Source organism: Acidovorax sp. M14 (genome assembly GCF_049331375.1).
Classification (GTDB): Bacteria; Pseudomonadota; Gammaproteobacteria; order Burkholderiales; family Burkholderiaceae_C; genus Acidovorax.
This window is the reverse complement of the sequence record NZ_CP186263.1, coordinates 1,331,146-1,357,838: the sequence shown is the minus strand read 5'-3', so window position 1 is coordinate 1,357,838 and position 26,693 is coordinate 1,331,146. Positions and strand designations below refer to the sequence as shown.

Sequence of the window (26,693 nt, the reverse complement as noted above, 5' to 3'; positions counted from 1 at the left end):
GACACTGCCTCCATCCACAGGTTTTTGAAGGAGTATCGAGATGAGCAACAACCCCACGGGCAGCCGCCCCAAGGTACTGGTTCTGGGCGCCACCGGCGGCATTGGCGGCGAGGTGGCGCGCCAGCTGCGTGACCGGGGGTGGGAGGTGGTGGCTATGCACCGTAACGCAGCGCAGGCCCGAGAGCAGCGCGACGGGTTCACCTGGGTTCGGGGCGACGCGATGGCCCGCGCCGATGTGATGGCTGCCGCCAAGGGCTGCCAGGTGATCGTGCACGCGGTCAACCCGCCCGGCTACCGGCGCTGGAGCGAGCTGGTCCTACCGATGATCGACAACACGATTGCAGTGGCCCGGGCGCACGGCGCCACGGTGGTGCTGCCAGGCACCGTCTACAACTACGGGCCGGATGCCTTCCCGGTGCTGCACGAAGACGCCCCCCAGCACCCCCGCACGCGCAAAGGCGCCCTGCGGGTGGAGATGGAGCGCCGCCTGCAGCAAGCCACCGTGCCGCACCCGCTGGAGGAGACATGCCGCGTGATCATCGTGCGCGCGGGCGACTTCTTTGGCCCGCAGGCGGGCAACAGCTGGTTTGCGCAGGGCCTGGTCCAGCCGGGACGACCGGTGACCACGGTGAAGCAGCCCGGCGCACCGGGCATCGGGCACCAGTGGTCGTACCTGCCCGACGTGGCGCGCGCCATGGTGCTGCTGCTGGAGCGGCGCGCCGAGCTGCCCGCGTTTGCCCGTTTTCACCTGGCTGGGCATTGGGATGCCGACGGCACGCAGATGGCGGCTGCCATTGGCCGTGTGGTGGTGGCGCGGGGCAGCCAGGCGCCGCGCGTACAGGCTTTTCCGTGGTGGCTGGTCACGCTGGTCTCGCCGTTCGTGACCACCTTGCGTGAAATGCGCGAGATGCGCTACCTGTGGCAGCAGCCGGTGCGCATGGCCAACGACCGGCTGCGGGCGGTGCTGGGCGAGGAGCCACACACCCCGCTGGACGAGGCGGTGCAGGCCACCTTGCAGGGCTTGGGCTGCCTGCCAGCCTGCTCCGGTAGCAGCGGGAGCGGGCACGCACAGGCCGCACCGGCAACTACACCCCCAGAAACCCCGCAATCACCAGCCCGGCTTCCAGCGTGAACGCCCCCTGGGCGACGCGCTCCCGGACCACCTCCAGAGGCAGCAGGTCAAAACGCTCGACCTCGCCGTCCTGGTTGTCGGGCTCCATGCCCTGAGGCACCTGGGCGCGAAACCAGTCGATGCGCTCGACCATGAAGCCCGCACCCCCGCCCTCGCGGCTGGGGCGGCTGAACAGCACCTGGCCACCGTGGGCCAGGTCCGCCAATGCCTCGACCCGCAAACCGGCCTCTTCCCAGGTTTCGCGGGCCAGGGCCTGCGGCAGCGAGTCGGCCGCCGAGACCATGCCGCCCATCAGCGTGTCCCACAGCCCGGGGTTGTTGGGTTTGGTCAGGGAGCGCTTTTGCACCCACATGCGCCCGTCGGGCGCCAGGCCCACCAAGTGCACGGCACGGGTGGCCACGCCCAGCACGCGCACCGCCCCGCGCTCCACGGTGCCGATGACCTCGCCGGCTGGATTGGTCACCGCCAGCTGCTCGTCGCGCCAGGGGCCACACAGGCCCGCATCGCGCAGCGCGGCCGCCAGGGTGTTGAGTGCATCCGTGGCATCCGTGGCGTCAGAGGGCGATGCCTGCAAATGCCAAGCAAGGCCCTGAGAATGCTCTGCTTCTGATAGCTGGTAGCGCTTATCCATCAAGCGCTGCAGGCTGATTTGGTTAAAAAACCCCTGCGCTACCGAGCCCACCACCTGCCCCGCCACCACCAGCGGTTGGCGCGGCAGGACCGGGGGCTGCTGCGCCAACTGGCGTGCCCCTGCCAGCCACTGGTCGAACGTGGGCGCCTGTGCAGCCGCGCTCACAGCGTGAGGATGGTGCAGCCGGTGGTCTTGCGCGCTTCCAGGTCGCGGTGGGCCTGCTGCACTTCGGCCAGCGGGTAGCGCTGGTCGATGTGGATCTTGACCTGCCCACTGGCAACCACGGCAAACAGGTCGTCCGCCATGGCTTGCGTGGCCTCGCGCGTGGCGATGTGGGTGAACAGCGTCTGGCGCGTGACGTACAGCGAGCCTTTGGCGCCCAGGCTGCCCGGCGCAAACGGTGCCACCGGGCCGGACGCGTTGCCGAAGCTGGCCATCAAGCCGAAGGGGCGCAGGCATTCGAGCGACTTGTCCCAGGTGTCCTTGCCCACCGAGTCGTAAACCACCTTCACGCCCTTGCCGCCGGTGATCTCCTTGACGCGGGCTGCGAAATCCTCTTGCTGATAGTTGATGGCGTGCGCCGCGCCGTTGGCCAGCGCCAGCTGGCACTTGGCATCAGACCCGGCCGTGCCGATGAGCTGCAGGCCGAGCGCCTTGGCCCATTGGCAGGCGATCAGGCCCACACCACCCGCTGCGGCATGGAACAGCACATGGTCGCCGGGCTGCAGGCCTTCCACGGGCCGGGTTTTCTTGAGCAGGTATTGCGCCGTCAGGCCCTTGAGCATCATGGCTGCGCCAGTCTCGAAGCTGATCGCGTCGGGCAGCTTGCACACGCATTTGGCGGGCATCACGCGCACTTCGCAGTAGGCGCCGGGAGGGTTGCTGGCATAGGCGGCGCGGTCGCCCACCTTCAGGTGCGTGACGCCCTCGCCCACGGCCTCAATCACACCGGCACCTTCCATGCCGATGGTGGCGGGCATGTTCAGCGGGTACAGGCCCGTGCGGTGGTAAACGTCGATGAAGTTCAGGCCGATGGCGTGGTGGCGGATTCGGATTTCGCCGGGGCCGGGCTCGCCCACGGGGACGTCAACGATGTGGAGTTCTTCGGGACCACCGTGCTGGCGGATCTGGACGGCAAGGCTCATGGCAATCAATCTCCTCAAAAGGGGTGGGATGCTGACAACGGCGGCCATCCTGCCATGAATCTCTCGACCGTGCCGGGGGCATGGCCCGCACCGATTTGCCTTGGGGACATGAGGCCCCGCCGCAGCAGGGCCCTGCCTGCACCGTTACAGTGCAGCCCCATGACTCAAAAAATCACACCCGGCACGGCCGTGCTGCTGGTGATTCCGCCCCTGCTGTGGGCCGGCAACGCAGTGGTAGGGCGGCTGGTCCACGAACTGATTCCCCCCATCACCCTGAACTTCATCCGCTGGGTGCTGGCCTTTGCCATCCTGCTGCCCCTGGCCCATGGCGTGCTGCGCGCCGACAGCCCACTGTGGCCACACTGGCGCCGCTATGCGCTGCTGGGCCTGCTGGGCATCGGGGCCTACAACGCGCTGCAGTACATGGCGCTGCAGACCTCCACCCCCATCAATGTGACGCTGGTGGGGTCGAGCATGCCGGTGTGGATGCTGGCCGTGGGCGCGCTGTTCTTCGGCGCGGCCGTCACGCGGCGCCAGGTGCTGGGCGCGCTGCTGTCGGTGTGTGGGGTGCTGCTGGTGCTGAGCCGGGGCGAGTGGTCGCAGCTGCTGGCCTTCCGCCTGGTGCCGGGCGATTTGTTCATGCTGCTGGCCACCATCTCGTGGGCGTTCTACAGCTGGCTGCTGTCACGCACCAGCGAGCCCACCAGCATCCGGGGCGACTGGGCCGCGTTCTTGATGGCACAGATGGTGTTTGGGCTGGCCTGGTCGGGCAGCTTTGCGGGGGCCGAATGGGCCAGCGGGCGCACGCATATCGAATGGGGCTGGCCGCTGATTGCCGCCCTGGCCTTCATAGCTGTGGGGCCTGCGGTGCTGGCCTACCGCTGCTGGGGGGTGGGCGTGCAACGCGCCGGGCCTGCAGCCGCCGGGTTTTTCATCAACCTCACGCCCCTGTTTGCCGGGGTGCTGTCGGCGGCGTTTCTGGGCGACACGCCCAAGGCCTTTCACGGCGTGGCGTTTGCGCTGATTGTGGGCGGCATCGTGGTGTCGTCACGGCGCTGAAGGACGCAATTTTTGATCCAAACTGCCGGTAGCGCAGGTATTGATTGCCTGAAGCGCTACACAAAAAGTAGCAAAAAGGGCCAATTCCCTGAGCCTGAGCCAATCAACCGGGGGCAGTGACAGTGGCGGCGGACTCGATCAACGCCTCCAGGTCCACCACCGGGGTGGGCCGCCCCAGCAGATAGCCCTGGAAGTACACACACCCGTGCCGGGCCAGGAAGTCCTTCTGTGCCTCGGTTTCCACCCCTTCGGCAATCACATCCAGCTCCAGGTTGCGCGCCATGCCCAGAATGGTCTGCACGATCACATCGTCGGTGTGCCGTACCCCCAGATTGCGAACGAAGGACTGGTCGATCTTGAGCTGGTCCAGCGGCAGCCGCGTGAGGTACGCCAGCGATGAGTAGCCGGTGCCAAAGTCGTCCACCGAAAAGCGCACGCCCTTTGTCTTGAGCATGCCGATCTTGGCGATGGTGTCGTCCACGTTGTCCAGCACCAGCGATTCGGTGAGTTCGAGTTTGAGCAGGTGCGGCCGGGCACCCGTCTCGCGCAGCACCTCCACCACGCGGGCCACAAAGTCGCGCTGCCGGAACTGCCGCGCGCTCACGTTGACCGACACCTGCAGGTGCCGGTAGCGCTCGTCCCCCTGCCAGGCCGCCAGCTGCTCGCAGGCCGTGCGCAGCACCCAGTGCCCCATGGGCACGATGAGCTCGCTCTCTTCGGCCACACCAATGAATTCGCCCGGGGCTACCAGCCCGCGCTCCGGGTGCTGCCAGCGGATCAGGGCCTCGGCACCCACCATGCGACCATCCAGGTGGAACTGCGGCTGGTAGTGCAGCACAAACTGCCGCGCCGTGAGGGCCATCTGCAGGTCGGCCTCCAGCTGCGCGCGCATGCTGATGACGATCTGCATCTGCGGGTCAAAAAAGCACAGCGCGTTGCGCCCTTGCGATTTGACCTGGTACATCGCAATGTCGGCCTCCTTGAGCAGGTCCACCGACGATTGCAGGGTACCGCCCATCAGCGTGGCGCCAATGCTGGGCGTGCTGTGGTGCGCGTTGCCGCCCAGGGTGTACGGCACGTTGAGTTTTCGCAGGATCTTCTCGCCCACCCGGCGCGCCTGGGCAGCGGCCTCGTCGCGGTGGACCGACAGGTCGCTGAGCATGACCACAAATTCGTCGCCCCCAAGCCGTGCCACGGTGTCCTCGCGCCGCACGCAGGTCTTCAGGCGCTGAGCCACCTGGCGCAACAGCATGTCGCCCACCTCATGGCCCCGCGTGTCGTTCAGGGTCTTGAAGTGGTCCAGGTCCAGGAACAGCAAGGCGCCGTATTGCCCGCTGCGCACGCTGGCGGCAATGGCTTGCTGCATGCGGTCCATCAACAGACGGCGGTTGGGCAGGTTGGTCAGCGGGTCGTAGAAGGCCAGGCTCTCGATCTCGGTGCTGGCCTTGCGCAGCGCGGTCACGTCGTGGTAGCTGATGACCAGGCCCCCATCGGGCGTGGCGCGTTCGGTGATCTGGATGGTGCTGCCGTTGGCGTACGACTGTTCGCGTGGCTCGGGCTGGTGCTTTTGCCGCTCCAGGCGCTGGCTCACCCACCGCTTGCGCTCCTCGTCAGACAGGCGGGGCACATGGTGCTCCACCGTGGCTTCCAGCACCGCTCGGAACGGCATCAGGGGCGTGATCACGCCCTGCAGCCACGGGAGGATGGTTTCGAGCTGGCGATTCCACTGCACCACACGCTGCTGGCTGTCCAGCAGCAAAAATCCGCTGACCATGGATTCCAGCGCCTGGTCCAGCGTGGCCTTGGACTGCGCGATGGCCAGGCGGGCCTGGGACATGCGGTCCACATACCGCAACGCCAGCACCCCGGCCGCAAAGATCATGGCAATGAACAGCGCGGTGGTCAGCGCAATGGCATCGCGCTGTTCGCGCCAGCCGGCAAGCGCTGCGTCCAGCGGAATGCTGGCCGCAATGCGCAGGTCCTGGTACAGGATGGGCCGGAACACCACCAGCGAGGGCTCACCGGTCAGTCGCGCCGGGGCTTGCCAGGCCAGGCCCTGATCGGCCAGATTGCCAATGGGGGGCGCAAGCGTAGGCGCGGTCACGTCTTCGCGGTTGGGCACGCTCAGCAGCAGTTGCCCGGTGGCCCGCTCCAGCGTGACCTGCAGGCCGCTGATGTCCACGCCCTGCACCAGCACTGAGCTCAGGGCCGACACCGGCAGTTCGGCCACGGCCACCACCCGCGAGCTGTCGGCCATGCGCAGATGGCGTGCGAAGTACAGCACTTTTTCGGAACTTGCAAAGCTCACCACCGGCGCGCTGACCATCAGGGTGGATACCGGTTGCTCCAGCACGCTCTCCAGAAAACCGGCTGGCAGTTGCACCGACAGGCTGGCGCCCGCAGGGTCGGACGATGCCAACGCCTTGCCGGTGCCGTCGAGCACCGCCACGTACCGCACCATGAGGTTCTGCCGCGCCGATCCGCGCAGCCGCTGGCTGGCCGTGTCGGGGTCCAGCCACTTGGGCATGGCGTTGGACAGGCCCAGCAATTCGTCCATGCTGGCCAGCAGCACGTCCACGGCGAGCAGGGAGCGATTGAGTGCAGCCTCTGCACCAGCCACAAAACGCGTGGCCTGGGCCTCACTGTCGGCCAATGCGGCCTGGCGGGCGTTCCACGCCAGGGTGCCAGCCACCGCCACCACGGCCGCCACAAACACTGCGGCGCCCGCCCAGACGTAGGCCCTGATGCGGGAGGGGGCTGCGGATTCTGTCATTTCGCAGGCGCTGCCTGCAGGCCACGCGCCGGCCCGATGGTCTGGTTCCAAACCTGCGCACAGCGGGCGCCGCAACGCTGCACCCAGCGCGGCAAAACGGTGGATTCGAGGATCTCCTGGCGACTGCGCTCATCCTGGGGCGAAACCGGCACCACCACCATGCTGCCCTTCGTGCCCGCACTACAGGTGGGTGCCCCCCGGTTGCAGGCCAGGCCATCGGCAGTTTCGCGCTCGGACTCGGCCCAGATGGCGGCCTCCAGGCGGGGCAGCTCCCGTTGGAGCAACGTGCGCAAATCGGCCGGCAAGGCCGCCCAAGCGGCCTGGTTGGCCCCAAACACCGCCAGCCCCCAGGTGACAGGCAGGGTGTGCACATGGGTGGTGATGGAGGGCAGGCCCAGGATGTTGCCGGACATGGTGCCGGTGATGGCGCATTCGGTATTGCCGGCCGTCAGGCTGGGCACGATCTGCGAAAAGCTGGTCAGCACCGGCACCCCGCCCAAGGCCCCCACAAAATCAGCCTGGCTGGCCGACGACACACGCACACGGCGGCCGGTCAGCTCCGACAAGGTACGCAGCGGCTTTTTACAGAACACCACCTGCGCCGGATACACGTAGATGGCGAGCGCCTCGACACCATGCTGTTCGCGCAGCGCCTTTTCGAGGTAAGGACGGAAGGCCGCCAGCGTGGTCTTGAGTGTGGCAATGTCGGGGTTCAGCCCCGCCAGGTCGGGCGCGGTGTATTCGGGGTATTGCGCCGTGAAGGAGCTCATCAGGGTGGTGCCGAATGGGACCACCCCCAGCTGCAACAGCCGCAGCATCTCGGCCCCGGGCACACCGGCACGGTCAAAGGGCACGATCTCGGCCTGGAAGCGTCCGGCGCTCAGGCGTGACAGCTCTTTGGTCCAGAAAGGTTCTTCCTGCCGGATGTACTGGCTGATACCCGCCAGCCCGCCCACGATGCGCAACCGGTAAGGTGCCGTCGCAGTGCTGTTTGCACCGGGCGTGCTGGCGGCGCCAGCAGCCTGCACAGCCCCCGCCACACCCAGCGCCAAGCACAGCACGGTGCAGTGGCGTTTCAGGCGCGGCAGGATGGATGTGTGGGCAGGATGCATGGCGTCGGGCGATAGCGGGCGCTGGCCCGCAGTATTCCACCAATTATTCAGCGCTCCGGTAAAGCTGTCGGCAAAACACCACGACTGCCTCCCGTTCTGCAGAACCTCTGCGGCGGGTCAGCCCGCAGACCACTCCGGGCCCGAACCGCCTCAGAACGTGCCGGGATAGGCCCCGCCGTCGGCCAGCACGTTCTGCCCCGTCATGTAGCCCGCTTGCACGCTGCACAGGAAGGCGCAGATAGCGCCAAACTCTTCCGCCGTGCCGTAGCGCCCGGCCGGAATCTGTGCCTGCTGGGCAGAGCGCACGTCCTGAACGCTCTTGCCCGCCTTGCTGGCAGCCGCATTGACGGTGGCGGCCAGGCGATCGGTATCGAACTTGCCGGGCAGCAGATTGTTGATGGTCACCCCGCGCGCCGCGACCTTGCTGCGGGACACGCCCGCCACAAACCCCGTGAGACCACTGCGTGCGCCGTTGGACAGGCCCAGGATGTCGATGGGTGCCTTCACGGCGCTGGAGGTGATATTGACGATGCGGCCAAACCCCCGCGCAGCCATGCCATCCACGGTGGCCTGAATCAGTTCGATGGGGGTGAGCATGTTGGCGTCCACGGCCTTGATCCAGGCATCGCGGTTCCAGTCGCGGAAATCGCCAGTGGGCGGCCCCCCTGCGTTGGTGACCACGATGTCGAAGTCCCGCCCCGGACCTCCGGCCACCGAGAACACTGCCGCACGCCCCTCAGGGGTGGTGATGTCGGCCGCCACGGCCAGCACCTTCGGGCTTGCGCCCTTCTGGCTGCTGACGCCCGTTGCAGCTGCGCCTTCAGCTATCAAACGGGTAGCAGCCTGGTTCATCGCCTCAGCGTTGCGGGCGTTGATGACCACATTCACCCCCTCCCGCACCAGAGCCTGCGCGCAGCCATAACCCAACCCCTTGCTCGCGCCACAGACCAGCGCCCATTTGCCTGCAATACCCAAATCCATAACAATCTCCTGGTTGCACACTGATACAAGTGTGCGTTGTCAAATCATAGTTGGAGAGCATCACCATGAACCGGCCGCACTGGAAAGCCCTGGCGCCTTGGCTGGCATCGGCCGCGATAGCCTTGCTACCCCTGCTCAGTGCCACCGCCCAGGCCCAGGAGGCCGCTGTGGTCAAACGTGCCACCCAGTTGCGGGACAGCCCGGCAGAAAACGGCGCCAGTGTGGCGTCGCTGGAAGCCAACGCCGTAGTTACCCGCACCAGCGAACGCAAGGGCCCCTGGACCAAAGTCAGCACGTCCCAAGGCGCCACCGGCTGGGTTCACATGTTTGACCTGGGCCCTCAGTCCGGCGCAGCCCCTGCCACTGGCAATGCCGCAACCAGCGGGATGCGAGGCCTCGGAAGCTTGTTTGGCGGAAACAGCGGTGGCACCACCACGGCCACCTCCACCGTAGGTATCCGAGGCCTGGGCGCTGAAGACATCGCCAAGGCACAACCCAACCCTGCGGCGGTGACCCAAGCCGAGAGTCTGCGCGTGAATGCCGACCAGGCCCGCCAGTTCGCCAGCAATGCGTCGCTGCAGCCACGCAACGTCGCCCCGCTGGCTGAACCGCCCCGGCCCTCCTCCAGCGGCGGATCGGGAGCGACAGGCTCGTCCAACAATCCGTCCGACCCCAATTTCAGCCCCAACTGAGCGAAAGCTGCCATGCGCCTGCCCCATTCCCTTCCCCGCATCCGGCTGATCGCGACGGCCTGCACCGCCCTGGCCCTGACCCTGCTGCCCAGCCAGGGGCAGAGCCAGGGGGTCATGAACCTTCTCAACGCACTGGGCGGTGGCGGCAGCGCCACCAGCAACACGGGCGGCGGCCTCCTGGGCGCAATCACCGGCGGGGGCGCGCCCGCAGGCCAGGGGGACGATCTCATCAGCATGCTCACCCGTTCGGTCGAGAGCATTGACGAGCCCCGCGAGATCGAGATCGGCCGGCAGCTGTCGGCCGTGCTGCTGGGCAGCAAGCCCTTGCACCCCGACATGGCGCTGCAACGTTACGTGAACCAGTTGGGACGCTGGATCAGCCTGCAATCCCCCCGCCCCAACCTGCCCTGGACTTTTGTGGTGCTGGACGACCCGGGCTACAACGCCTTTGCAGCCCCCGGGGGTTATGTGTTCGTGACCAAGGGGCTGATTGACCGTTGTGCCGACGAGGCCGAACTCGCGGGCATCCTGGCCCACGAAATCACCCATGTCACCGCCAAGCACCACCTGCTGGCGATCCGCAAGACGGCCCAGTCCGGCATGCTGACGCAGTTGGTGGCCTCCCAGATCAAGACGAACGCCGTGGGCAGCGTGGTGGCCTCGCAGTTCCTGGCCCTGGGACGCAATCTGTATGCGCGCGGCCTGGACCAGACCGACGAGTACGATGCCGACCGCACCGGCGTGGCCCTGGCCACCCGTGCAGGTTTCGACCCCTACGGACTGGTGTCGGTGCTGCAGCAGCTGCGCACCGCAACGCCAGACAACCCGGCCTTCACGCTGGCACTGGCCACGCACCCACCAGCACAGGCGCGCCTGGAGCAGCTGGAGCTGGCCATGGGCAAGAATCTCGATGGTTTCACCGGCACGGCCCCCGTGACGGTAGCCCAGCGCATGAGCCCCAAGGCTGCCCCCGCCGCCGCAGCGGTGCCATCACCCGCAGCCCCTGCCGAGGCACCAGCCCGCAAGGCGGCCCCCAAAAAGAAAACGTCGTAAGACAAGCAAGGTTGCCTCTGTCCCGGGACCCGAGAGGGCTGCGGGATGGAGCTATCAGGGCCTGCGCGCCATGCGGGTGAAAATGAAAATGCCCGTCATCACTAGCACCGTCCCCGTTGCCACCCACGCCGTGAAGGGTTCCCCCAGAATCCACACGCCCATGAGGATGGTGGACAACGGACCCACCATGCCGGTTTGTGCGGCCATGCCTGCGCCAATGCGCTCGATGGCCATCATCACCATCAGCACGGGCGCGGCCGTGCACAGGGTTGCGTTGAGCACCGACAACCAGATCACCTCCGGGGCCACCACCGCAGCACTCAACGGGCGCAGCACCACAAACTGCAGCAGACAGCACAGGCACGCCACCGTGGTCGCCAGCCCCACCAATCGCAGTGACCCCAGGCGTTGCACCATCTCACCGCTGTAGACCAGGTAGATGGCGTAACTGACTGCGCTCAGGAACACCAGCAACGTGCCCCAGGCAACATTGGCGCCCTGCAGGTTGGCCTCGTGCCCGAAGACCAGCACCACGCCGCTGTAGCTCACCAGCATGCCGGCCGCCTGGGCCCAGCGGATGCCGCGCCCATACAGCGCCCAGCCCAGTAGCACGACCAGGGTGGGGTTGAGGTACAGGATCAGCCGCTCCAAGCTGGCACTGATGTAGGCCAGCCCGGCAAAGTCAAGAAAACTTGCCAGGTAGTAGCCCGTGACCCCGAGGCCCAGCACGCCCAGCCAGTCCTTGCGGCTGAGCGGTGGCTTGCCTCGACTCGCCCACCACGCCATCACGGCAAAGATGGGCAGTGCAAACAGCATGCGGTACATGATGAGCGTGACCGCATCCACCCCATAGCGGTAGGCCAGCTTGACGATGATGGCCTTGCCGCTGAAGGCGATGGAACCCAGGAATGCCAGCGCCAGGCCGGTCGCAATACTCTTCTTTTCGGTGGTCACGGATTTGCAGGGGTACGAGGCGCCCGGTGGATAGTCTGGCGGTCAAAGGGCGTCAGAAAGGTGCGCCCAGTGTGACAGATGAGGCGGCAGCAGGCCATCGAACCTCTGTGCGGGCGACCCCTCGATCAGCGATGGCGCGCGGGCTTCACCGATCCCGGTCAGCCCGACTGACCATCCAACCTGCGTCCTCAGCGGTGTTTGTGGAACACCCGCTGGTGCAGGCGCCGCAGCGACCACCACACCCCGGCCGCCACCACCGGAATCGCCAGGGCTGCCGTGGTCTCAGCCGACAGCGGCCAGCCCAGTTTTTGCGCGCCCTTCGCCAGATAGCTCACCAGCCCAACGATGTAATAGGTAATGGCCGCCACAGACAGCCCCTCCACCGTGGACTGCATTTGCAGCTGCAGGTCCTGCCGGTGGTTCATGGTCGTCAGCAGCGCCTGACTGCTTTGCTGCTGTTCGATCTCTACCCGGGTGCGCAGCAGGTTGCTCATGCGCGACACGCGCTGCGACAGCGCATCCTGCCGCCGGGTGGCCCACTCGCAGGTGCTGCGCGCAGGGGTCAGGCGCCGGTCCATGAACTCCCGGATGGTCTGCATGCCCGCGAGGCGCGACTCGGCAATATCCTGGATGCGGCGGTCCAGTAATTCAAAGTAGGCACTGCTCGCCGAGAAACGCGAATGTGTGGCTGCGTATTGGCTCTCCACCTGCCCGGCCAGGCGGGTCAGCCGGTCCAGCAAAGCTGGCTCGTCGTCGCGGTTGGCTGTGCGGATGGCTTCAGCCAGCGCCGCCAGTTCACGCTCGGCAAAGGCCAGCACGCTGGCTGCCTCGCGGGCGGCCGGCAGGCCCAGCAAGGCAGCCATGCGGTAAGTCTCGATCTCCAGCAGACGCTGCACCAGGCGCCCCAGGCGCCTGGGTGTCATACCACCCGCCAGCAACACCATGCGCGAGAAACCGTCCGCATGGATCGCGAAGTCGGTGTACACCTCGCCATGGCCATCGGCCACCGTGGACGCCACCAGCGTGTCCTCATGCAGCACGTGCTTGACCAGCGAGCCCGAGCCAAACGTATGGGTGGGCAGCACCCAGAGGTTCAGACTGCACAGGCACTGGCCCGGCAACGCGGCCAGCCAGTCGCGGGGCACGGAGTTCACCGCACTGACCGGCTCCCGCTCTCCAAAAGCCTCGACCGGCGCCGGGACCATGAAGGTCCAGGTGACAAACTCGGTGTGCAGCTCCCACCGCAGGCGAAAAGCGCCCAGATCCATGCGCAGGTGGGTGGTCTGTGCATCAGGCAGCGCCATGTGATGGTCCCGCAGCAGCGCGGCCACATGGGCACGACTGGCCTCGCGCCCGGCAGCATCGGCCAGCATGACGATGTGTGCGATGGCCAGCGGCGCATTCATCGCCTCGGGCGGGCGGGCGTGGATTTCGTTGTGCAGCATCGCCCGATGGGGATGCTGCGTGGGATGAAAGGGTGTGGACATGCGGACCTCTGCCCGCAATTGTGTACCGCCGACAGCAGTGCCATGTGGACGCCACTGCCCAAAAAACAACGGCACCCGAAGGTGCCGTTGGTCAGGGTGAGAAAGTCAGCAGAGAAGGATCAATCTTCCACGAAGGCTTCTTCGCGCTTGTTCTTCACGGCGGGCAGCAGCACGATGACGAGCAGCAGGGCTGCAGCTGCCAGCAGGCCGGCAGACAGCGGACGCGTCACAAACACGCTCCAGTCGCCACGCGACAGCAACAGCGCACGGCGCAGGTTTTCTTCCATCATCGGGCCCAGAATGAAACCGAGCAGAAGTGGTGCCGGCTCCGTGCCCAGCTTGTGAAAGATGTATCCGACCAGACCAAACGCACCCACCATCCAGATGTCCCAGGTGTTGTTGTTGGTGGAGTACACGCCCACTGCACAGAACAGCACGATGGACGGGTACAGCCAACGGTAAGGCACGGTCAGCAGCTTGATCCAGATGCCGATCAGCGGCAGATTCAGGATGATCAGCATGGCGTTACCCAGCCACATCGAGGCAATCAGGCCCCAGAACAGCTCGGGGTTGCTCGTCATCACCTGGGGACCAGGCTGGATGTTGTGGATGGTCATGGCACCCACCATCAGCGCCATCACGGCGTTGGGAGGAATACCCAGCGTCAGCAGCGGGATGAACGAAGTCTGCGAACCGGCATTGTTGGCCGACTCAGGGGCCGCTACGCCGCGGATATTGCCCTGACCAAAAGGCACCTCACCAGGGTGCAATTTCGTTTTCTTCTCGATGGTGTAAGCAGCGAAGGCAGAGAGCAACGCACCGCCGCCAGGCAAGATACCCAGGGCTGAGCCCAATGCAGTACCACGCAGCACTGCAGGAAACATGCGCTTGAAATCTTCCTTGGTCGGGAACAGGCCATGCACCTCGGCTGTAAACACTTCACGGTCTTCATCAGGACGCGACAGGTTGGCGATGATTTCACCGTAACCGAACACGCCCATGGCGATGGTCACGAAGCCGATGCCGTCGGTCAGTTCGGGGATGTCAAAACTGAAGCGGGCCACGCCCGAGTTCACGTCGGTACCCACCAAGCCCATCAGCAGGCCCAGCACGATCATGGCCACCGCCTTGAGCAGCGAACCCGAGGCCAGCACCACAGCACCGATCAGGCCCAGCACCATCAGCGAGAAGTATTCGGCAGGGCCGAACTTGAACGCGACTTCGGTCAGCGGTGGCGCAAAGGCCGCCAGGATCAGCGTACCCACGCAACCTGCGAAGAACGATCCCAGACCTGCAGCCGCCAGCGCGGGCCCCGCCCGGCCCTTGCGGGCCATCTGGTAGCCGTCGATCACCGTCACCACCGACGAAGACTCACCTGGCAGGTTCACCAGAATGGCCGTGGTCGAACCGCCGTACTGGGCGCCGTAGTAGATACCGGCCAGCATGATGAGCGCCGCCACGGGGGGCAGCGCATACGTAGCGGGCAGCAGCATGGCGATGGTCGCCACGGGACCGATGCCTGGCAGCACGCCGATCAGCGTACCGAGCAAACAGCCGACAAAACAGTAAATCAGGTTCTGGAAGGTGAACGCAACACCAAAACCCAACGACAAGTTGTTAATCAATTCCATGGTCGGTGCTCCTGCTTAACCTGCGATGAAACTCGGCCACACAGGAAACTGCAGCTTGAGCGCCCACACAAAAGCCACATAGCTGCCGATGGCAAGCACGGTGGCCAGAACAAACACACCCTTGGCATTGAACTCATTGCCAGCCAGGCTGGAGATGAAGGTGAGCGCATAGATGCCCACGATGAGACCCATGGCCGGGATGCCCAGGCTGGGCAAGCCGCCCAGCAGAATGCCGAAGGCAAAGTTGGCAGCCAGGATGAAGAACAGCGGCTTCCAGGCCCATTTTCCGATCTTGTCACCATCGGCGGTTTCCACAGTCATCGCCTTGAAAGTGATCACCAAACCAATGATGGCCAGCAAAATGCCCAGCAGCAACGGGAAGTAGCCAGGGCCCATGCGCGCACCGGTCCCTACGTTGTAGGTGGTCGCACCCCACGCAAATGCGGTACCGACGCCCATGAACATGAGCCCGGACGCAAAGTCTTTATTACTCTTGATTTTCACGAATTGTCTCCTTGACGGAATTCTCGACTGCGCGATTGTGCTGGCAAGGAGGGGGCGGCGCGATGTGGATTCCACCTACATCCGGTAACGCCTGGCAGGCCTGCACCACCGGGTGAGTCGCCCAGGAGACTGTCTCAAAAACCACTCAAGAAGACGGCTGGGCAACCGCAGAGGAATGCCCGCCCTCCCCTTCGCTCACTCCAGGGGCGGCGTGGCGGCAATCACTTCTTCCATCGTGGTCAGCCCCTCGGCCACCCGCAGCGCACCCGCCAGGCGCAGGGGGCGCATGCCGTCCTGCACAGCCTGCCGACGCAGCACATCAATGGAAGGCGCCTGCGTGATCTTGTCCTTGAGCGCCTCGCTGACGGTGAGCAATTCATAAAGCCCCATGCGGCCCCTGAACCCCCCCATGCGGCAATCCACGCAGCCCACCGGCTTGTACGGGTGGTAGCTGCCGCTGATCTTCCAGGGCTTGACCACCTCGGTCAGGGCTTCGCGGCTCGCGGCCTCATCCTTTTGTTTGCACTGCTTGCACAGCGTGCGCACCAGCCGTTGGGCCAGCACGCCCAGCAAGGTGGCATTGAGGAGGTACGACGGAACACCCAGCTCCATCATGCGGGTGATGGCGCTGGGGGCATCGTTGGTGTGCAGGGTAGAGAACACCAGGTGGCCTGTCAGCGCCGCCTGGATGGCCATCTCGGCGGTCTCAAGGTCGCGGATCTCACCCACCATGATGATGTCAGGGTCCTGCCGCATCAGGGCGCGCAGGCCTTCGGCAAAGTTGAAGTCGAGCTGCGGCTGCACCTGGGTCTGGTTGAAGCTGGGCTCGATCATTTCGATGGGGTCTTCCACCGTGCTCACGTTGACCTCTTCGGTGGCCACGCGCTTCAGGGTCGAGTACAGCGTGGTGGTCTTCCCCGAGCCCGTGGGGCCAGTCACCAGGATGATGCCGTGCGGCCGCTTGACCAACGCCTCCCAGCGCTGCGCATCGTGCTGCGCAAAGCCCAGGGCATCAAGGTCCTTGACCGCGTTGTCCGGGTCAAAAATGCGCATGACCATCTTTTCGCCAAACGCAGTGGGCAAGGTGGACAGGCGCATTTCCACCTCTTCGCCCCGCTGGTTGCGGGTCTTGATGCGGCCGTCCTGTGGGCGCCGTTTTTCCACCACGTCGATGCGACCCAGCAACTTGATGCGCGCCACCATCGCGTTGTGCACGCCCATGGGCATCTGGTAGACGGGGTGCAGCACACCGTCGATGCGAAAACGGATCACGCCCTGGTCGCGGCGCGGCTCCAGGTGAATGTCGCTCGCGCGCTGGTCAAACGCGTACTGCCAGAGCCAGTCCACCACCTTGACCACGCCCTGGTCGTTGGCGTCCAGCTGCTTGTTGCTCTTGCCCAGCTCCACCAGCTGTTCAAAGCTGTTGCCACCTGAACTGCCGCCGGCCTTCTGCGCCGCACGCACCGACTTGGCGAGCGCAAAAAATTCGGCCGTGAAGCGGTGGATGTCCTGAGGATTGGCCACCACCCTGCGCACTGAGCGGCGGGACTGGCGCTCCACCTCGGCCACCCAGTCGTCGATGAAGGGCTCGGCAGTGGCCACCACCACTTCTTTGCTGGTCACCTGCACGGGCAGCACCTTGTGGCGCTCCGCATAGGTGGCGCTCATGGTGTCGGCCACACGGCCCACATCGACCTTGAGCGGGTCGATGCGCATGTAGGCCAGACCCGCCCGCTGGGCCAAGTACTCAGTCAGCGCCTCGATGTCGAGCGGCTTGCCATCGCTCGCCCGCTCCATGGCCACGTTGGCCAGACGCACCAGGGCATGCTGGGAACTCTCAGCCTGCGAACAGCGGGCCACGGTGCGCTGCGCTTCCTCGTGCGAGATCACCTTGTCATCACTGAGCCACTGCACCACACGGCGCCAGTCCACCGGGCCAATGTGCGAAGCCGATTTCAGCCGTTCCGGCGTCACGACGGGAGCATTCATTGCAAGAATCCTTTCAAGGCTTTACGGGCTTGAACACCCGCAGCCATTTGGAAGTGGGCAGGTCCCAGCGCGCCTGGATGGCCTCGGCCTTTTCGGCCAGCTCCGCGCGCTTGGGCCGCGTGGGGGTGCGCTGGGCCAGCACCACCGTGTTGCCTTCGCGTGTGGGCTTGAACGCCCACAGCGCATCGTCGCCAAACGCTTGCGCCATGCTCTGCAGGCTGCGGTCAAAACTCGACGCGCGGCCGAACAGGTTCACGGTCATGCAGCCGGTCTCCGTGAGCAGTGCGCGGCAGTCGGCATAAAAATCGGGGCTATCGAGCACGGGGGCCGCAGCCTCGTGGTCATACAGGTCCACAGCCAGCGCATCCACCGTGCCCAGCCACATGGGGTTCTGGATCTCCTTGGACGCATCGGCCAGCACCACGCGCAGCTTGGGGCCGTCGGGCGGCAGCTTGAACCACTGGCGGCACACGGCCAGCACCTGCGGGTTCAGCTCGATGGCGGTGGTGCAGATGCGCAGCTTTTTGTGGCAGAACTTGGTGATGGCACCAGCCCCCAGGCCCAACTGCATGGCATGGCCCTTGGACACCTGCGCCAGGTCGGCAAACAGCAGCCAGGCCATCATGCGCTGCACGTATTCCAGCTCCAGGGCAAAGGGCTCGTCGATGCGCATGGAGCCCTGGATCCAGGGGGTCCCCAGGTGCAGGTGGCGCACTTCGCCATCGTCAGACACGCTGACTTCGGGCAGTTCTTGCAAGGTTTCTTTTTTACGGGCCATTCACAGCAATCCGTGCCGGGCCATGACATCGGCCCAGGCGGTCAATTTACGTTCAAAACTCCAGGAGGCATTGGCCGGGCTGGTCGATGGCAGCCGCACGGCCTCAATGGCACGCGCGCCTGACGTGCCCACATCATGCGGCAAGAGCGTCGGCTGCCCAGCAGCTCCCAGCGCGGCAAGCGCCGCCGGCGCGTGCCGAAAACTCTCCGCACCGTTGTGCGCCAGCGCGGCCAGCCGGGGGCACGCACTGCGCAGCGCCGCAAAGTCGTTGAGCCGGGCGTTACGGATACTGGTGTCCAGGCTGCCCTCGCGCTCGCAGCTTTGGTACACGTCCCAAAGGCCCAGGCCGCGATCCAGCAGCCAGGCGCAGCGGTCCGCATAGCTATCCGGCCCCGCCGGGGGCAAGGGATGCTGGGGCCACAAGGCCTGCAGGATCTTCCAGAAGTGGTTCTGGGGGTGCGCGTAGTACTGGCGGGCTTGCAATGACGCAGCCCCCGGGAAACTGCCCAGCACCAGCACCACGGTGCGCGCACCTGCCACCGGCGGCAGGCCCAGCCAGCGCGCGGATGGTCCGACGGCGTCAGGAGTGGCGGCCACAGACGGATCGGCGGCAACAGGGACTGGGGACATGGGCCAATTTTGGCCCCAAAGGGCAGTCAGCCCCGTCCGGCAGCACAAAAAAGATAGCTGTCGGCCCTTTGCCACAGGGCGTCAAGCTCCCAAATTTCTCCCCATTCATCTTTTTTTGCCGATCCCTCATCCACCCTGCGATGGCTACCCTTCTGCCAGCAGCCTCTGTAGCCGGGGCAACGCGGCCAAGGCATTGGCCCAGGTGCTGCCAGCCAGCGCCGGCACAGACTCGCCGCGCAGCTGGGCCACCACGGCCGCAATGCCGGGTAGTTCCCCCGGGCTGTTGCGGCCCTGCAGCTGCCCTGCAGCGCGTTCTGCGGCGGTGGTGTAAAGCCAGTGGGGAGGAATGTCGGGCGCGTCGGTCTCCAGCACCAGGGCATCGCCGGGCAGCTCGGTGGCTAGGCGGCGCAGCTGCAGGGCGCGGTCATAGGTCACCGCACCGCCAAATCCCAGCTTGAAGCCCAGGCCAATGAACGCCTGCGCCTGCTGCAGGCTGCCATTGAAAGCATGGGCGATGCCACCGCGCACCGGCACATCCCGCAGGCCCTTGAGCAGCTTGTCGGCAGAGCGTCGCACATGCAGGATCACCGGCAGGTCAAACCGCCGAGCCAGCTGCAGCTGCGCGCGGTAAAACCGCTCCTGGCGCACCGGGTCGAGGCCGGGCACAAAGTAATCGAGACCGATTTCGCCAATCGCCACCAGGCGTGGGTCTGCGTGGTGCTGCTCCAGATACCGGGCCAGATGCTGCAGGTCCTCCTCCTCGGCGCGCCCTGTGTAGAGGGGATGAATGCCCAGCGCATAGCTGTCCCCATGCTGGTGCGCCAGCGTCCGCACGGTGTCCCAGTTGCTGCGCTCTACCGCCGGAATCACGCAATGGCAGACGCCTTGCGCCGCCGCCTGGGCGCGGACCGCGCTGCGGTCGGCATCGAACTCAGGGGCGTCGAGGTGGCAGTGGGTATCGATCCAGGCGGTCATGCGCCGATGATGCCCGATGCCGTCTGCAAAGGCTGCGTTCTTTAGGGACTGTGCGCCTGTGTAGCCCTGCATGTGCATTTGCCTGCAAACCGTGCTACTGTCGTTTGCGTGCGCCAGGCCCTGGCGTGTACGAGCAAAGGTGACAGGATGCCCCGGCCCGCCCTCTACAGCAGCTCCCGCTCCGCCCGCAGCCGCACGCCTGTGGTAGTGGACGCCACCGAAGCCGTGGCCTCCGCAGCGCCGCCCGCAGATGATTCGCCAGCGACGAACGCCGCCACCGCTGCCTCCACGCCCCCGAATTCCCGGGCATTCAAACGCCAGCTGATCGCCCTGTGGACCATCGTGGTGCTGTTGGCGGCCTTGCTGGTCGCCAGCGCCTGGCACAACACCCGCAGCCCCGCCCGCAAGATCACCCAGGACGACATCGACGCGGCCGTGCTGCGCACGCTGGAGACCACCACCCCACCCTCTGCCGCCGCGCGGGCTGTGGAGAGCATCGGCCCCTCGGTGGTGCGCGTGGTGGGCTACGGGCGCAGCAAGAACGGCAAGGAAGAGGTCGAGCGCGGCATTGGCACGGGCGTGGTCATCGTGGACAAGGGCGTCATCCTGACCAACCTGCATGTGGTGGCGGGCTCAGACCGCATCGGCATCACCTTCCACGACGGGCTGGAGACCACGGCCAGCATCACCGGCGTGCAACCTGAAAACGACCTGGCCGTGCTGCAGGCCCACAAGGTGCCCGATGACCTGGAAGCCGCCACCCTGCGGTCCACCCAGAACCTGCGCCCGGGCGACCATGTGGTGGCCGTGGGCTTTCCTTTTGGCATCGGCCCCTCGGCCTCGGCCGGCGTGGTCTCCGGCCTGCAGCGCGAATTCACGTCGCCCGAGGGCAAGCGCCAGCTCAGCAACCTCATCCAGTTTGACGCGGCCGCCAACCCGGGCAACTCGGGCGGCCCGCTGGTGACGCTGGACGGCGAGGTGGTGGGCATCGTCACCGCCATCCTCAACCCCACGCAGGCGCGCACCTTCATCGGCATCGGCTTTGCAGTGCCCATCGAGAACGCAGCGTCTGCCGTCGGCATGCCTCCGTTCTGACCGCACACCGCCCCACCCACCATCACCACCTTCCTACCCGCCATCGCAAGGAGCTCCATGTCATCCAGTACATTGCCCAATGCATCGAACGCTGCCACCGCCACGCTGATGGAACAGGTGCTCTACGAGGTCAAACGCGTGGTGGTCGGGCAAGACCGCTTTCTGGAGCGCGTCATGGTCGCCATGCTGGCCCAGGGCCACCTGCTGGTCGAAGGCGTGCCGGGCCTGGCCAAGACGCTCACGGTGAAAACACTCGCCAGCACCATCCAGGGCAGCTTCAAGCGCATCCAGTTCACGCCAGACCTGGTGCCCGCAGACCTGGTGGGCACACGCATGTACAACCAGAAAACCGGCGAGTTCAGCACCACGCTGGGGCCCGTTTTCACCCACCTGCTGCTGGCCGACGAAATCAACCGCGCCCCCGCCAAGGTGCAAAGCGCGCTGCTGGAAGTGATGCAGGAGCGCCAGGTGACCATTGCGGGCGAAACGCACAAGGTGCCCGAGCCCTTCCTGGTGATGGCCACGCAGAACCCCATCGAGACCGAAGGCACCTACGCGCTGCCCGAGGCACAGGTGGACCGCTTCATGATGAAGGTCCTGCTGGGCTACCCCACCGAGGAGGAGGAGTTCGTGATCGCCCAGCGCGCGCTCGATGTGCCCGTGCAGGTGTTGCCCGTGGCCACCACGGCGCAGCTGGCCGCGCTGCAGGCCGAATGCCGCACGGTGTATGTGGACCCATCGATGTTGCAATACGCCGTGAAGCTGGTGGCTGCCACGCGCGAGCCCGCGCGGCATGGCCTGAAGGACCTGGCCGGCTACATCAGCTGCGGCGCCAGCCCGCGCGCCACCATCGCCCTGGCAGAGGGCGCGCAGGCCCTGGCCATGCTGCGCGGGCGCAACTACGTGCTGCCCGAAGACATGACCGACCTAGCAGCCGACGTGCTGCGCCACCGCGTGGCGCTGTCGTACGAGGCGCTGTCCGAGGGGCTGGATGCCGACGCGCTCATCCAGCGCATCATGGCCAAGAATCCGGCACCGGCGCGCCCCTTGCACCACGAACCAAAAGCTGCCTGAGTCCCTCGCCATGACCCGCAAGCCATCCACCACATCCGCCACGGTGCACACCCTGCCCACGCTGCCCGGGCAGGCCGACCGGCTGCTGCGCGAGCTGGAGTGGAAGGTGATCCGCCGCCTGGACGGCCTGCTGCAGGGCGACTACCGCACGCTGATGCGCGGCAGTGGCCTGGACCTGACGGACTTGCGCGAATACCAGCCGCATGACGACGTGCGCCACATCGACTGGAACGTGACCGCGCGGCTGAACCAACCCCATGTGCGCGTGTTCACCGAAGACCGCGAAATGTCGGCCTGGTTTCTGCTGGACCTGAGCCCGTCGATCAGCTTTGGCCCCACCGGCCATGCCAAGCGCGACATCCTGACCGGCTTTGTCGCCGTGCTTTCGCGCCTGCTCACCCGCCACGGCAACCGTGTGGGCGCCGTGCTGTACGGCGGCGCCAACCCGCAGGCGGCACGCGCGGTGGACGCCGTGCTGCCCCCACGCAGCAGCCGCGCCCATGTGCTGCACCTGGTGCACAAACTGCTGCCACCCAAAATCCCCGTGCCGCTGCCCAAGACCGGTGGCGGCGCCACCGAGCTGCACCGGCTGCTGCAGACTGGCCTGGCCACGCTCAAGCGCCGGTCCACCGTGTTTGTGGTGTCCGACTTCATCAGCGCCCCAGGCTGGGAAAAGCCTCTGGCCCAGCTGGCCCAGAGGCATGACGTGGTGGCCGTGCGCCTGCTCGACCCGCTGGAGCTGGAGCTTCCCGATGTGGGCCTGGTGACGCTGCGCGATGCCGAAAGCGGCGAGCAATTGCAGGTGGACACACACGACGCGGGCTTTCGCCGTCGCTTTGCCCAGCTGGCCGCCGACCGCGAGGCCGCGCTGCGCGAAGGCCTGACCCGTGCGGGCGCCGACACGCTGGAGCTGTGCACCGACGACGACCTGGTCGATGCCCTGCTGCGCTTCATGGACCTGCGCCAGCGCCGGGTGCGGGCGCACAGCAACCCTCTCGTCCCCGCATCGGCATCCGCAGGCCCTGCTGCACAGGCGGCCGCCGCCTGACCGATCGATGGATTGATTAGTCAGTTACCCGCCGCACACGCTGTACTCGCCACCAAGGACACACACCATGGTTTTTCTCTGGCCCACCCTGCTCTGGCTGCTGCTGGCGGTGCCCTTGTTAGTACTGCTGTACTGGTGGCTGCTGCACCGGCGCAAGAAAACAGCGCTGACCTACTCCAGCCTGTCCCTGGTGCGCGAGGCCATGGGCCCCGGCCAGCACCTGCGCCGCCACATCCCGCCCGCGCTTTTCCTGCTGGCCCTGGTGGCCCTGCTGCTGGCCGCCGCGCGCCCGCTGGCCGTCATCACCCTGCCCTCGCAGGACCAGACCATCATGCTGGCGATGGACGTGTCGGGCAGCATGCGCGCTGCCGATGTGGAGCCCGACCGCATCACCGCCGCGCAGAACGCCGCCAAGGCCTTCATCGCCGACCTGCCGCGCCACGTGCGCGTGGGCATCGTGGCCTTTGCCGGCAGCGCCCAGCTGGCCCAGCTGCCCACCCAGAGCCGTGAAGACCTGGTCAAAGCCATCGACAGCTTCCAGCTGCAGCGCGGCACGGCCACGGGCAACGGCATCATGCTGTCGCTGGCCACGATCTTCCCTGACGCGGGCATCGACATCGCAGCCCTGGGCGGCCGCCAGGCCATGCGCCCGAAGCCCATCGAAGAGCTGGGTAAGCAGCAGGACCCCGCCAAGACCTTCACGCCCGTGGCCCCAGGCTCGTACAACTCGGCCGCCATCATCATGCTGACGGACGGTCAGCGCACGACGGGCGTGGACCCACTGGAAGCCGCCAAGTGGGCGGCCGACCGGGGGGTGCGTGTGTACACAGTGGGGGTGGGCACGGTGCAGGGCGAAACGATTGGCTTTGAGGGCTGGTCGATGCGGGTGCGGCTGGACGAGGAAACGCTGAAGGCGGTGGCTGCGCGGACCAATGCCGAGTACTTTCATGCGGCGACGGCGGCGGACCTGAAGAAGGTGTACGAGACGCTGAGCTCGCGGCTGACGGTGGAGAAGAAGGAGACGGAGATTTCTTCTTTGCTGGCGTTGTTGGGGGCGGTGCTTGCGTTGGTGGCGGCGGGGTTGTCGGTGTGGTGGTATGGGCGGGTGATGTGATCTTTTTTTGGTGATTTTGGCTGGATGCGCTAGTGGGATATCCGCTGGTAGCTATGCTTTTTGAAGCGTTCTCCCTCCGTGCAAAGGGCTGTGTGCCTGGTTGACGGCATGCCTTGATGGAGAGCGGAGGCCGGGAGTCGCCCGGCATGCGAGTCCCTTTCTTTCGCGTCGCCGAAAGAAAGGAACCAAAGAAAGGGCGACCCCACTGTCTGCGTCCCCGCCGCTGCGCGCCGGGGCAACCTGCGGTGCTCGGGTTTGGCGGGGTCTCGCTCGAACTCGCTCCGTTTCACTTCGCTCAGACAATCGCGAGCCCTGATCCGCCAAACCCTGCGCTCCTCGGCACATCCAGAGGGGCAAAGGGGGCAGAACATCCACACGTGCCTTTGCTTCGCTCGGCCGCATCTCGCGGGCGCAGGCGCCGCGCGCTGCGCAGGCCAGGCCGAGCGCAGCAATGGCCCGAACGGATGTTGGCTGTTCGGCTGCCCCACCCCTGCTGGCTGCGCCTGCGGCGGGGCGGTTGCGGGGTGGCACGCGCGTCGCAGCGCGCGTGCTTCGTGAACTGACTCGCCGCAGTTGTTTGAACGAAGCGCGCCAGCGCGAAGTGAGTTCTGCGGCGCACCCCGCAACCGACACGACGCAGGTTTGCCCCTTCGCACCGCGAAGGGGTCGCAGACTGGGGGTCGCCTTTCTTTTGGGTACTTTTCTTTGGCGAAGCAAAGAAAAGTACCTCGCCCGCCGGGGCGACTCCCGGCCTCCGCCCTCCATCAAGGCATACCGTTAACCAGGCACACAGCCCTTGGCACGGAAGGAGAGCGCTTCAAAAAGCATAGCTATCAGCGCATATCCCACTAGCGCATCCAGCCAAAATCACCCCAAAACCCCAGACACCAACCGCATCACCCGGTCACACCGCGCCGCCAGCGACTCATCGTGCGTCACCATCACAAACGCCGTCCCCTGATCCCGCGCCAACTGCAGCATCAGGTCAAACACCCCATCCGCAGTACTCCGGTCCAGATTGCCCGTAGGCTCATCCGCCAACACACACGCAGGCCGCGTCACCAACGCCCGCGCAATCGCCACCCGCTGGCGCTCACCGCCCGACAGCTCAGCGGGCCGGTGCATCAGCCGCTCCTTCAAACCCACCGACGCCAGCACCCGCTCCGCCTCCGCATGGCACTGCGCCAACGGCAGGCGGCGAATGCGCAGCGGCATGGCCACATTGTCCAGCGCGCTGAACTCCGGCAGCAGATGGTGAAACTGGTAGATAAAGCCCAGATGCTGGTTGCGCAACTGCCCTTGGCGCTCCGCCGACAGCGACGACATCTCCTCGCCCTTCAGGCGCACGGTGCCCACCGTGGGTGCGTCCAGCCCACCCAGCAGGTGCAACAAGGTGCTCTTGCCCGAGCCCGAGGCGCCCACGATCGCCAGCGTTTCGCCCGCATGAATCTGCAGGTCCACGCCCTTGAGCACGGTCACGTCCAGGCGGCCTTCGGTAAAGCGTTTGGTCAGGCCCTTGGCTTCCAGCACCACCGGATGAGCGTTGCTTTTGTTGTTGTGGGAGATGGGATCACTCATAACGCAGCGCCTCGGCAGGGTTCACACGGCTGGCGCGCCAGCTGGGGTACAGGGTGGCCACAAAGGCCAGCACCAGCGAGATGACCGCAATGGGCACGATGTCGCTGCTCTGCGGCTCGCTGGGCATCTTGCTGATGAGGTAGATGTCCTTGGGCAAAAAGCTGGCGTTCAGTGCGCGCTCGATGGCCGGCACGATCACGTCGATGTTGAAGGCGATGCCAAGGCCCAGCAGCAGGCCGACCAGCGTGCCAATCACGCCCACCATCGCGCCCTGCACCACAAAAATGCCCATGATGCTTTTCGGGCTGGCGCCCAGCGTGCGCAGGATGGCGATGTCCGCGCGCTTGTCGGTCACCGTCATCACCAGGGTGGAGACCAGGTTGAACGCCGCCACGGCCACGATGAGCGTGAGGATGATGAACATCATGCGTTTTTCGAGCTGCACGGCGGCAAACCAGGTGCGGTTCTGCTGCGTCCAGTCGCGGATCAGCAACTGACCGCTCAGGGACTGCGCCAGCTGCTGCGCCACTTCGCGGGCCTGGTGCAGGTCCTTGAGCTTGAGGCGCACGCCCGTGGGGCCTTCCAGGCGGAAGATGCGCTGCGCGTCCTCATGGTGCAGCAGCACCAGGGCCGAGTCGTATTCGTAGTGGCCCGAGTCAAACGTGCCCGCCACCGTCATCTGCTTGAGGCGTGGCACTACGCCTGCGGGCGTCACCTGACCGGCGGGCGCAATCAGCGTCACCGGGTCGCCCACACGCACGCCCAGGGCGCGGGCCAGCTCGCCCCCCAGCACCACGCGGAACTCGCCGGGCACCAGCAGGTTCAAGGTTTTCTCGTTGGTGGCGGCCAGGTCGGTCACCGCGCCCTCCAGCGCCGGGTCAATGCCGCGCACCAGTGCGCCCTTCATGTCTTCGCCACGCGCGAGCAGGGCCTGGGCCGCCACAAAAGGCGCGGCACCGATCACGTTCGGGTTCTTCTTGGCCTCGGCCAGGGTGAGCGCCGGGTCGGGCAGTGCGGCCCCCAGGGGCGCAAAGATCTCGATGTGCGAGACCACGCTCAGCATGCGGTCGCGCACGTCTTTCTGAAAGCCGTTCATCACCGACAGCACGATGATCAGCGCCGCCACCCCAAGCGCGATGCCTAGCATGGACACGCCCGAGATGAACGAGATGAAGCCGTTGCGCCGCGTGGCGCGGCCCGCGCGGGTGTAGCGCCAGCCCAGGGCCAGTTCGTAGGGAATTTGCATGGATATGGGAAG

Annotated in this window: 23 protein-coding genes; 8 read left to right on the top strand and 15 right to left on the bottom strand. The window is 66.1% G+C overall.

Annotation, left to right across the window (positions count from 1 at the left end; all coding sequences use genetic code 11):
- Positions 1 to 40: 40 nt before the first annotated feature.
- Complete coding sequence (locus ACOYR4_RS06360; protein WP_422848996.1) at positions 41 to 1,132, top strand: SDR family oxidoreductase; 1,092 nt, start codon at positions 41 to 43, stop codon at positions 1,130 to 1,132.
- Here the strand turns inward: ACOYR4_RS06360 and ACOYR4_RS06355 are convergent.
- Both ACOYR4_RS06355 and ACOYR4_RS06350 read right to left on the bottom strand, forming a co-directional pair.
- Positions 1,086 to 1,928, bottom strand: a complete 843-nt coding sequence (locus ACOYR4_RS06355; RefSeq protein WP_422848995.1) for an NUDIX hydrolase — start codon at positions 1,926 to 1,928, stop codon at positions 1,086 to 1,088. The two genes, ACOYR4_RS06360 and ACOYR4_RS06355, sit on opposite strands and share 47 nt — an antisense overlap.
- Positions 1,925 to 2,908 (bottom strand): quinone oxidoreductase family protein, encoded by a 984-nt coding sequence (locus ACOYR4_RS06350; protein WP_422848994.1) that lies wholly within the window; start codon positions 2,906 to 2,908, stop codon positions 1,925 to 1,927. The genes ACOYR4_RS06355 and ACOYR4_RS06350 overlap by 4 nt, the downstream gene beginning before the upstream one ends.
- Positions 2,909 to 3,067: 159 nt before the next feature.
- Here ACOYR4_RS06350 and ACOYR4_RS06345 point away from each other — a divergent pair, with 159 nt between their 5' ends.
- Positions 3,068 to 3,967 carry a DMT family transporter gene (locus ACOYR4_RS06345; RefSeq protein ID WP_110959477.1) on the top strand — a complete coding sequence of 300 codons (900 nt, stop codon included), beginning with the start codon at positions 3,068 to 3,070 and terminating at the stop codon, positions 3,965 to 3,967.
- Between the two features lie 103 nt (positions 3,968 to 4,070).
- On the opposite strand, the gene ACOYR4_RS06340 is transcribed toward ACOYR4_RS06345, so the two are convergent.
- The 3 genes from ACOYR4_RS06340 to ACOYR4_RS06330 form a co-directional block, all read right to left on the bottom strand.
- Complete coding sequence (locus ACOYR4_RS06340) at positions 4,071 to 6,740, bottom strand: bifunctional diguanylate cyclase/phosphodiesterase (RefSeq protein WP_422848993.1); 2,670 nt, start codon at positions 6,738 to 6,740, stop codon at positions 4,071 to 4,073.
- Positions 6,737 to 7,852, bottom strand: coding sequence for a TRAP transporter substrate-binding protein (locus ACOYR4_RS06335; protein WP_422848992.1), 1,116 nt, complete (start codon positions 7,850 to 7,852; stop codon positions 6,737 to 6,739). Before ACOYR4_RS06335 ends, ACOYR4_RS06340 begins: the two co-directional genes overlap by 4 nt.
- 150 nt (positions 7,853 to 8,002) lie before the next feature.
- A complete protein-coding gene (locus ACOYR4_RS06330; RefSeq protein WP_422848991.1) occupies positions 8,003 to 8,833 on the bottom strand; it encodes an SDR family oxidoreductase in 831 nt (276 codons plus the stop codon).
- A gap of 65 nt (positions 8,834 to 8,898) precedes the next feature.
- Here ACOYR4_RS06330 and ACOYR4_RS06325 point away from each other — a divergent pair, with 65 nt between their 5' ends.
- Both ACOYR4_RS06325 and ACOYR4_RS06320 read left to right on the top strand, forming a co-directional pair.
- A complete protein-coding gene (locus ACOYR4_RS06325) occupies positions 8,899 to 9,525 on the top strand; it encodes an SH3 domain-containing protein (RefSeq protein ID WP_422848990.1) in 627 nt (208 codons plus the stop codon).
- Between the two features lie 12 nt (positions 9,526 to 9,537).
- Positions 9,538 to 10,578, top strand: a complete 1,041-nt coding sequence (locus tag ACOYR4_RS06320; RefSeq protein ID WP_422848989.1) for a M48 family metalloprotease — start codon at positions 9,538 to 9,540, stop codon at positions 10,576 to 10,578.
- A 54-nt stretch (positions 10,579 to 10,632) separates the two neighbouring features.
- On the opposite strand, the gene ACOYR4_RS06315 is transcribed toward ACOYR4_RS06320, so the two are convergent.
- The 8 genes from ACOYR4_RS06315 to ACOYR4_RS06280 form a co-directional block, all read right to left on the bottom strand.
- Positions 10,633 to 11,532 (bottom strand): DMT family transporter, encoded by a 900-nt coding sequence (locus ACOYR4_RS06315; protein WP_422848988.1) that lies wholly within the window; start codon positions 11,530 to 11,532, stop codon positions 10,633 to 10,635.
- Between the two features lie 188 nt (positions 11,533 to 11,720).
- Positions 11,721 to 13,019 (bottom strand): DUF3422 family protein, encoded by a 1,299-nt coding sequence (locus ACOYR4_RS06310; RefSeq protein ID WP_422848987.1) that lies wholly within the window; start codon positions 13,017 to 13,019, stop codon positions 11,721 to 11,723.
- Positions 13,020 to 13,138: 119 nt separating this feature from the next.
- Entirely contained in the window at positions 13,139 to 14,650 is a 1,512-nt protein-coding gene (locus ACOYR4_RS06305; RefSeq protein ID WP_422848986.1) for a tripartite tricarboxylate transporter permease, read from the bottom strand.
- Between the two features lie 15 nt (positions 14,651 to 14,665).
- Positions 14,666 to 15,154, bottom strand: coding sequence for a tripartite tricarboxylate transporter TctB family protein (locus ACOYR4_RS06300; RefSeq protein ID WP_015013056.1), 489 nt, complete (start codon positions 15,152 to 15,154; stop codon positions 14,666 to 14,668).
- A 195-nt stretch (positions 15,155 to 15,349) separates the two neighbouring features.
- On the bottom strand, positions 15,350 to 17,143 hold the full coding sequence (locus ACOYR4_RS06295) for a GspE/PulE family protein (RefSeq protein WP_422848985.1): 1,794 nt from the start codon (positions 17,141 to 17,143) through the stop codon (positions 15,350 to 15,352).
- Positions 17,144 to 17,156: 13 nt separating this feature from the next.
- The gene (locus ACOYR4_RS06290) at positions 17,157 to 17,921 is read right to left on the bottom strand and encodes a spermidine synthase (protein WP_209817291.1); all 765 of its coding nucleotides are present in this window, start codon (positions 17,919 to 17,921) and stop codon (positions 17,157 to 17,159) included.
- Positions 17,922 to 18,551: a DNA-deoxyinosine glycosylase gene (locus ACOYR4_RS06285; RefSeq protein WP_422848984.1), complete on the bottom strand. Its 630-nt coding sequence runs from the start codon at positions 18,549 to 18,551 to the stop codon at positions 17,922 to 17,924.
- A gap of 144 nt (positions 18,552 to 18,695) precedes the next feature.
- Complete coding sequence (locus ACOYR4_RS06280) at positions 18,696 to 19,526, bottom strand: TatD family hydrolase (RefSeq protein WP_422848983.1); 831 nt, start codon at positions 19,524 to 19,526, stop codon at positions 18,696 to 18,698.
- 147 nt (positions 19,527 to 19,673) lie between these two features.
- Here ACOYR4_RS06280 and ACOYR4_RS06275 point away from each other — a divergent pair, with 147 nt between their 5' ends.
- From ACOYR4_RS06275 to ACOYR4_RS06260, 4 genes are all read left to right on the top strand, one after another.
- Positions 19,674 to 20,621 (top strand): S1C family serine protease, encoded by a 948-nt coding sequence (locus ACOYR4_RS06275; protein ID WP_422848982.1) that lies wholly within the window; start codon positions 19,674 to 19,676, stop codon positions 20,619 to 20,621.
- Between the two features lie 57 nt (positions 20,622 to 20,678).
- Entirely contained in the window at positions 20,679 to 21,695 is a 1,017-nt protein-coding gene (locus ACOYR4_RS06270) for an AAA family ATPase (protein WP_422848981.1), read from the top strand.
- Positions 21,696 to 21,705: 10 nt separating this feature from the next.
- A complete protein-coding gene (locus ACOYR4_RS06265; RefSeq protein WP_422848980.1) occupies positions 21,706 to 22,743 on the top strand; it encodes a DUF58 domain-containing protein in 1,038 nt (345 codons plus the stop codon).
- A 67-nt stretch (positions 22,744 to 22,810) separates the two neighbouring features.
- Positions 22,811 to 23,857, top strand: a complete 1,047-nt coding sequence (locus tag ACOYR4_RS06260; protein WP_056060921.1) for a VWA domain-containing protein — start codon at positions 22,811 to 22,813, stop codon at positions 23,855 to 23,857.
- An 867-nt stretch (positions 23,858 to 24,724) separates the two neighbouring features.
- Here ACOYR4_RS06260 and lolD read toward each other — a convergent pair.
- Together lolD and ACOYR4_RS06250 are read right to left on the bottom strand one after the other, a co-directional pair.
- A complete protein-coding gene (gene lolD / locus ACOYR4_RS06255; protein WP_422848979.1) occupies positions 24,725 to 25,435 on the bottom strand; it encodes a lipoprotein-releasing ABC transporter ATP-binding protein LolD in 711 nt (236 codons plus the stop codon).
- Positions 25,428 to 26,681, bottom strand: coding sequence for a lipoprotein-releasing ABC transporter permease subunit (locus ACOYR4_RS06250; protein ID WP_056646585.1), 1,254 nt, complete (start codon positions 26,679 to 26,681; stop codon positions 25,428 to 25,430). The genes lolD and ACOYR4_RS06250 overlap by 8 nt, the downstream gene beginning before the upstream one ends.
- Between the last annotated feature and the right edge of the window lie 12 nt (positions 26,682 to 26,693).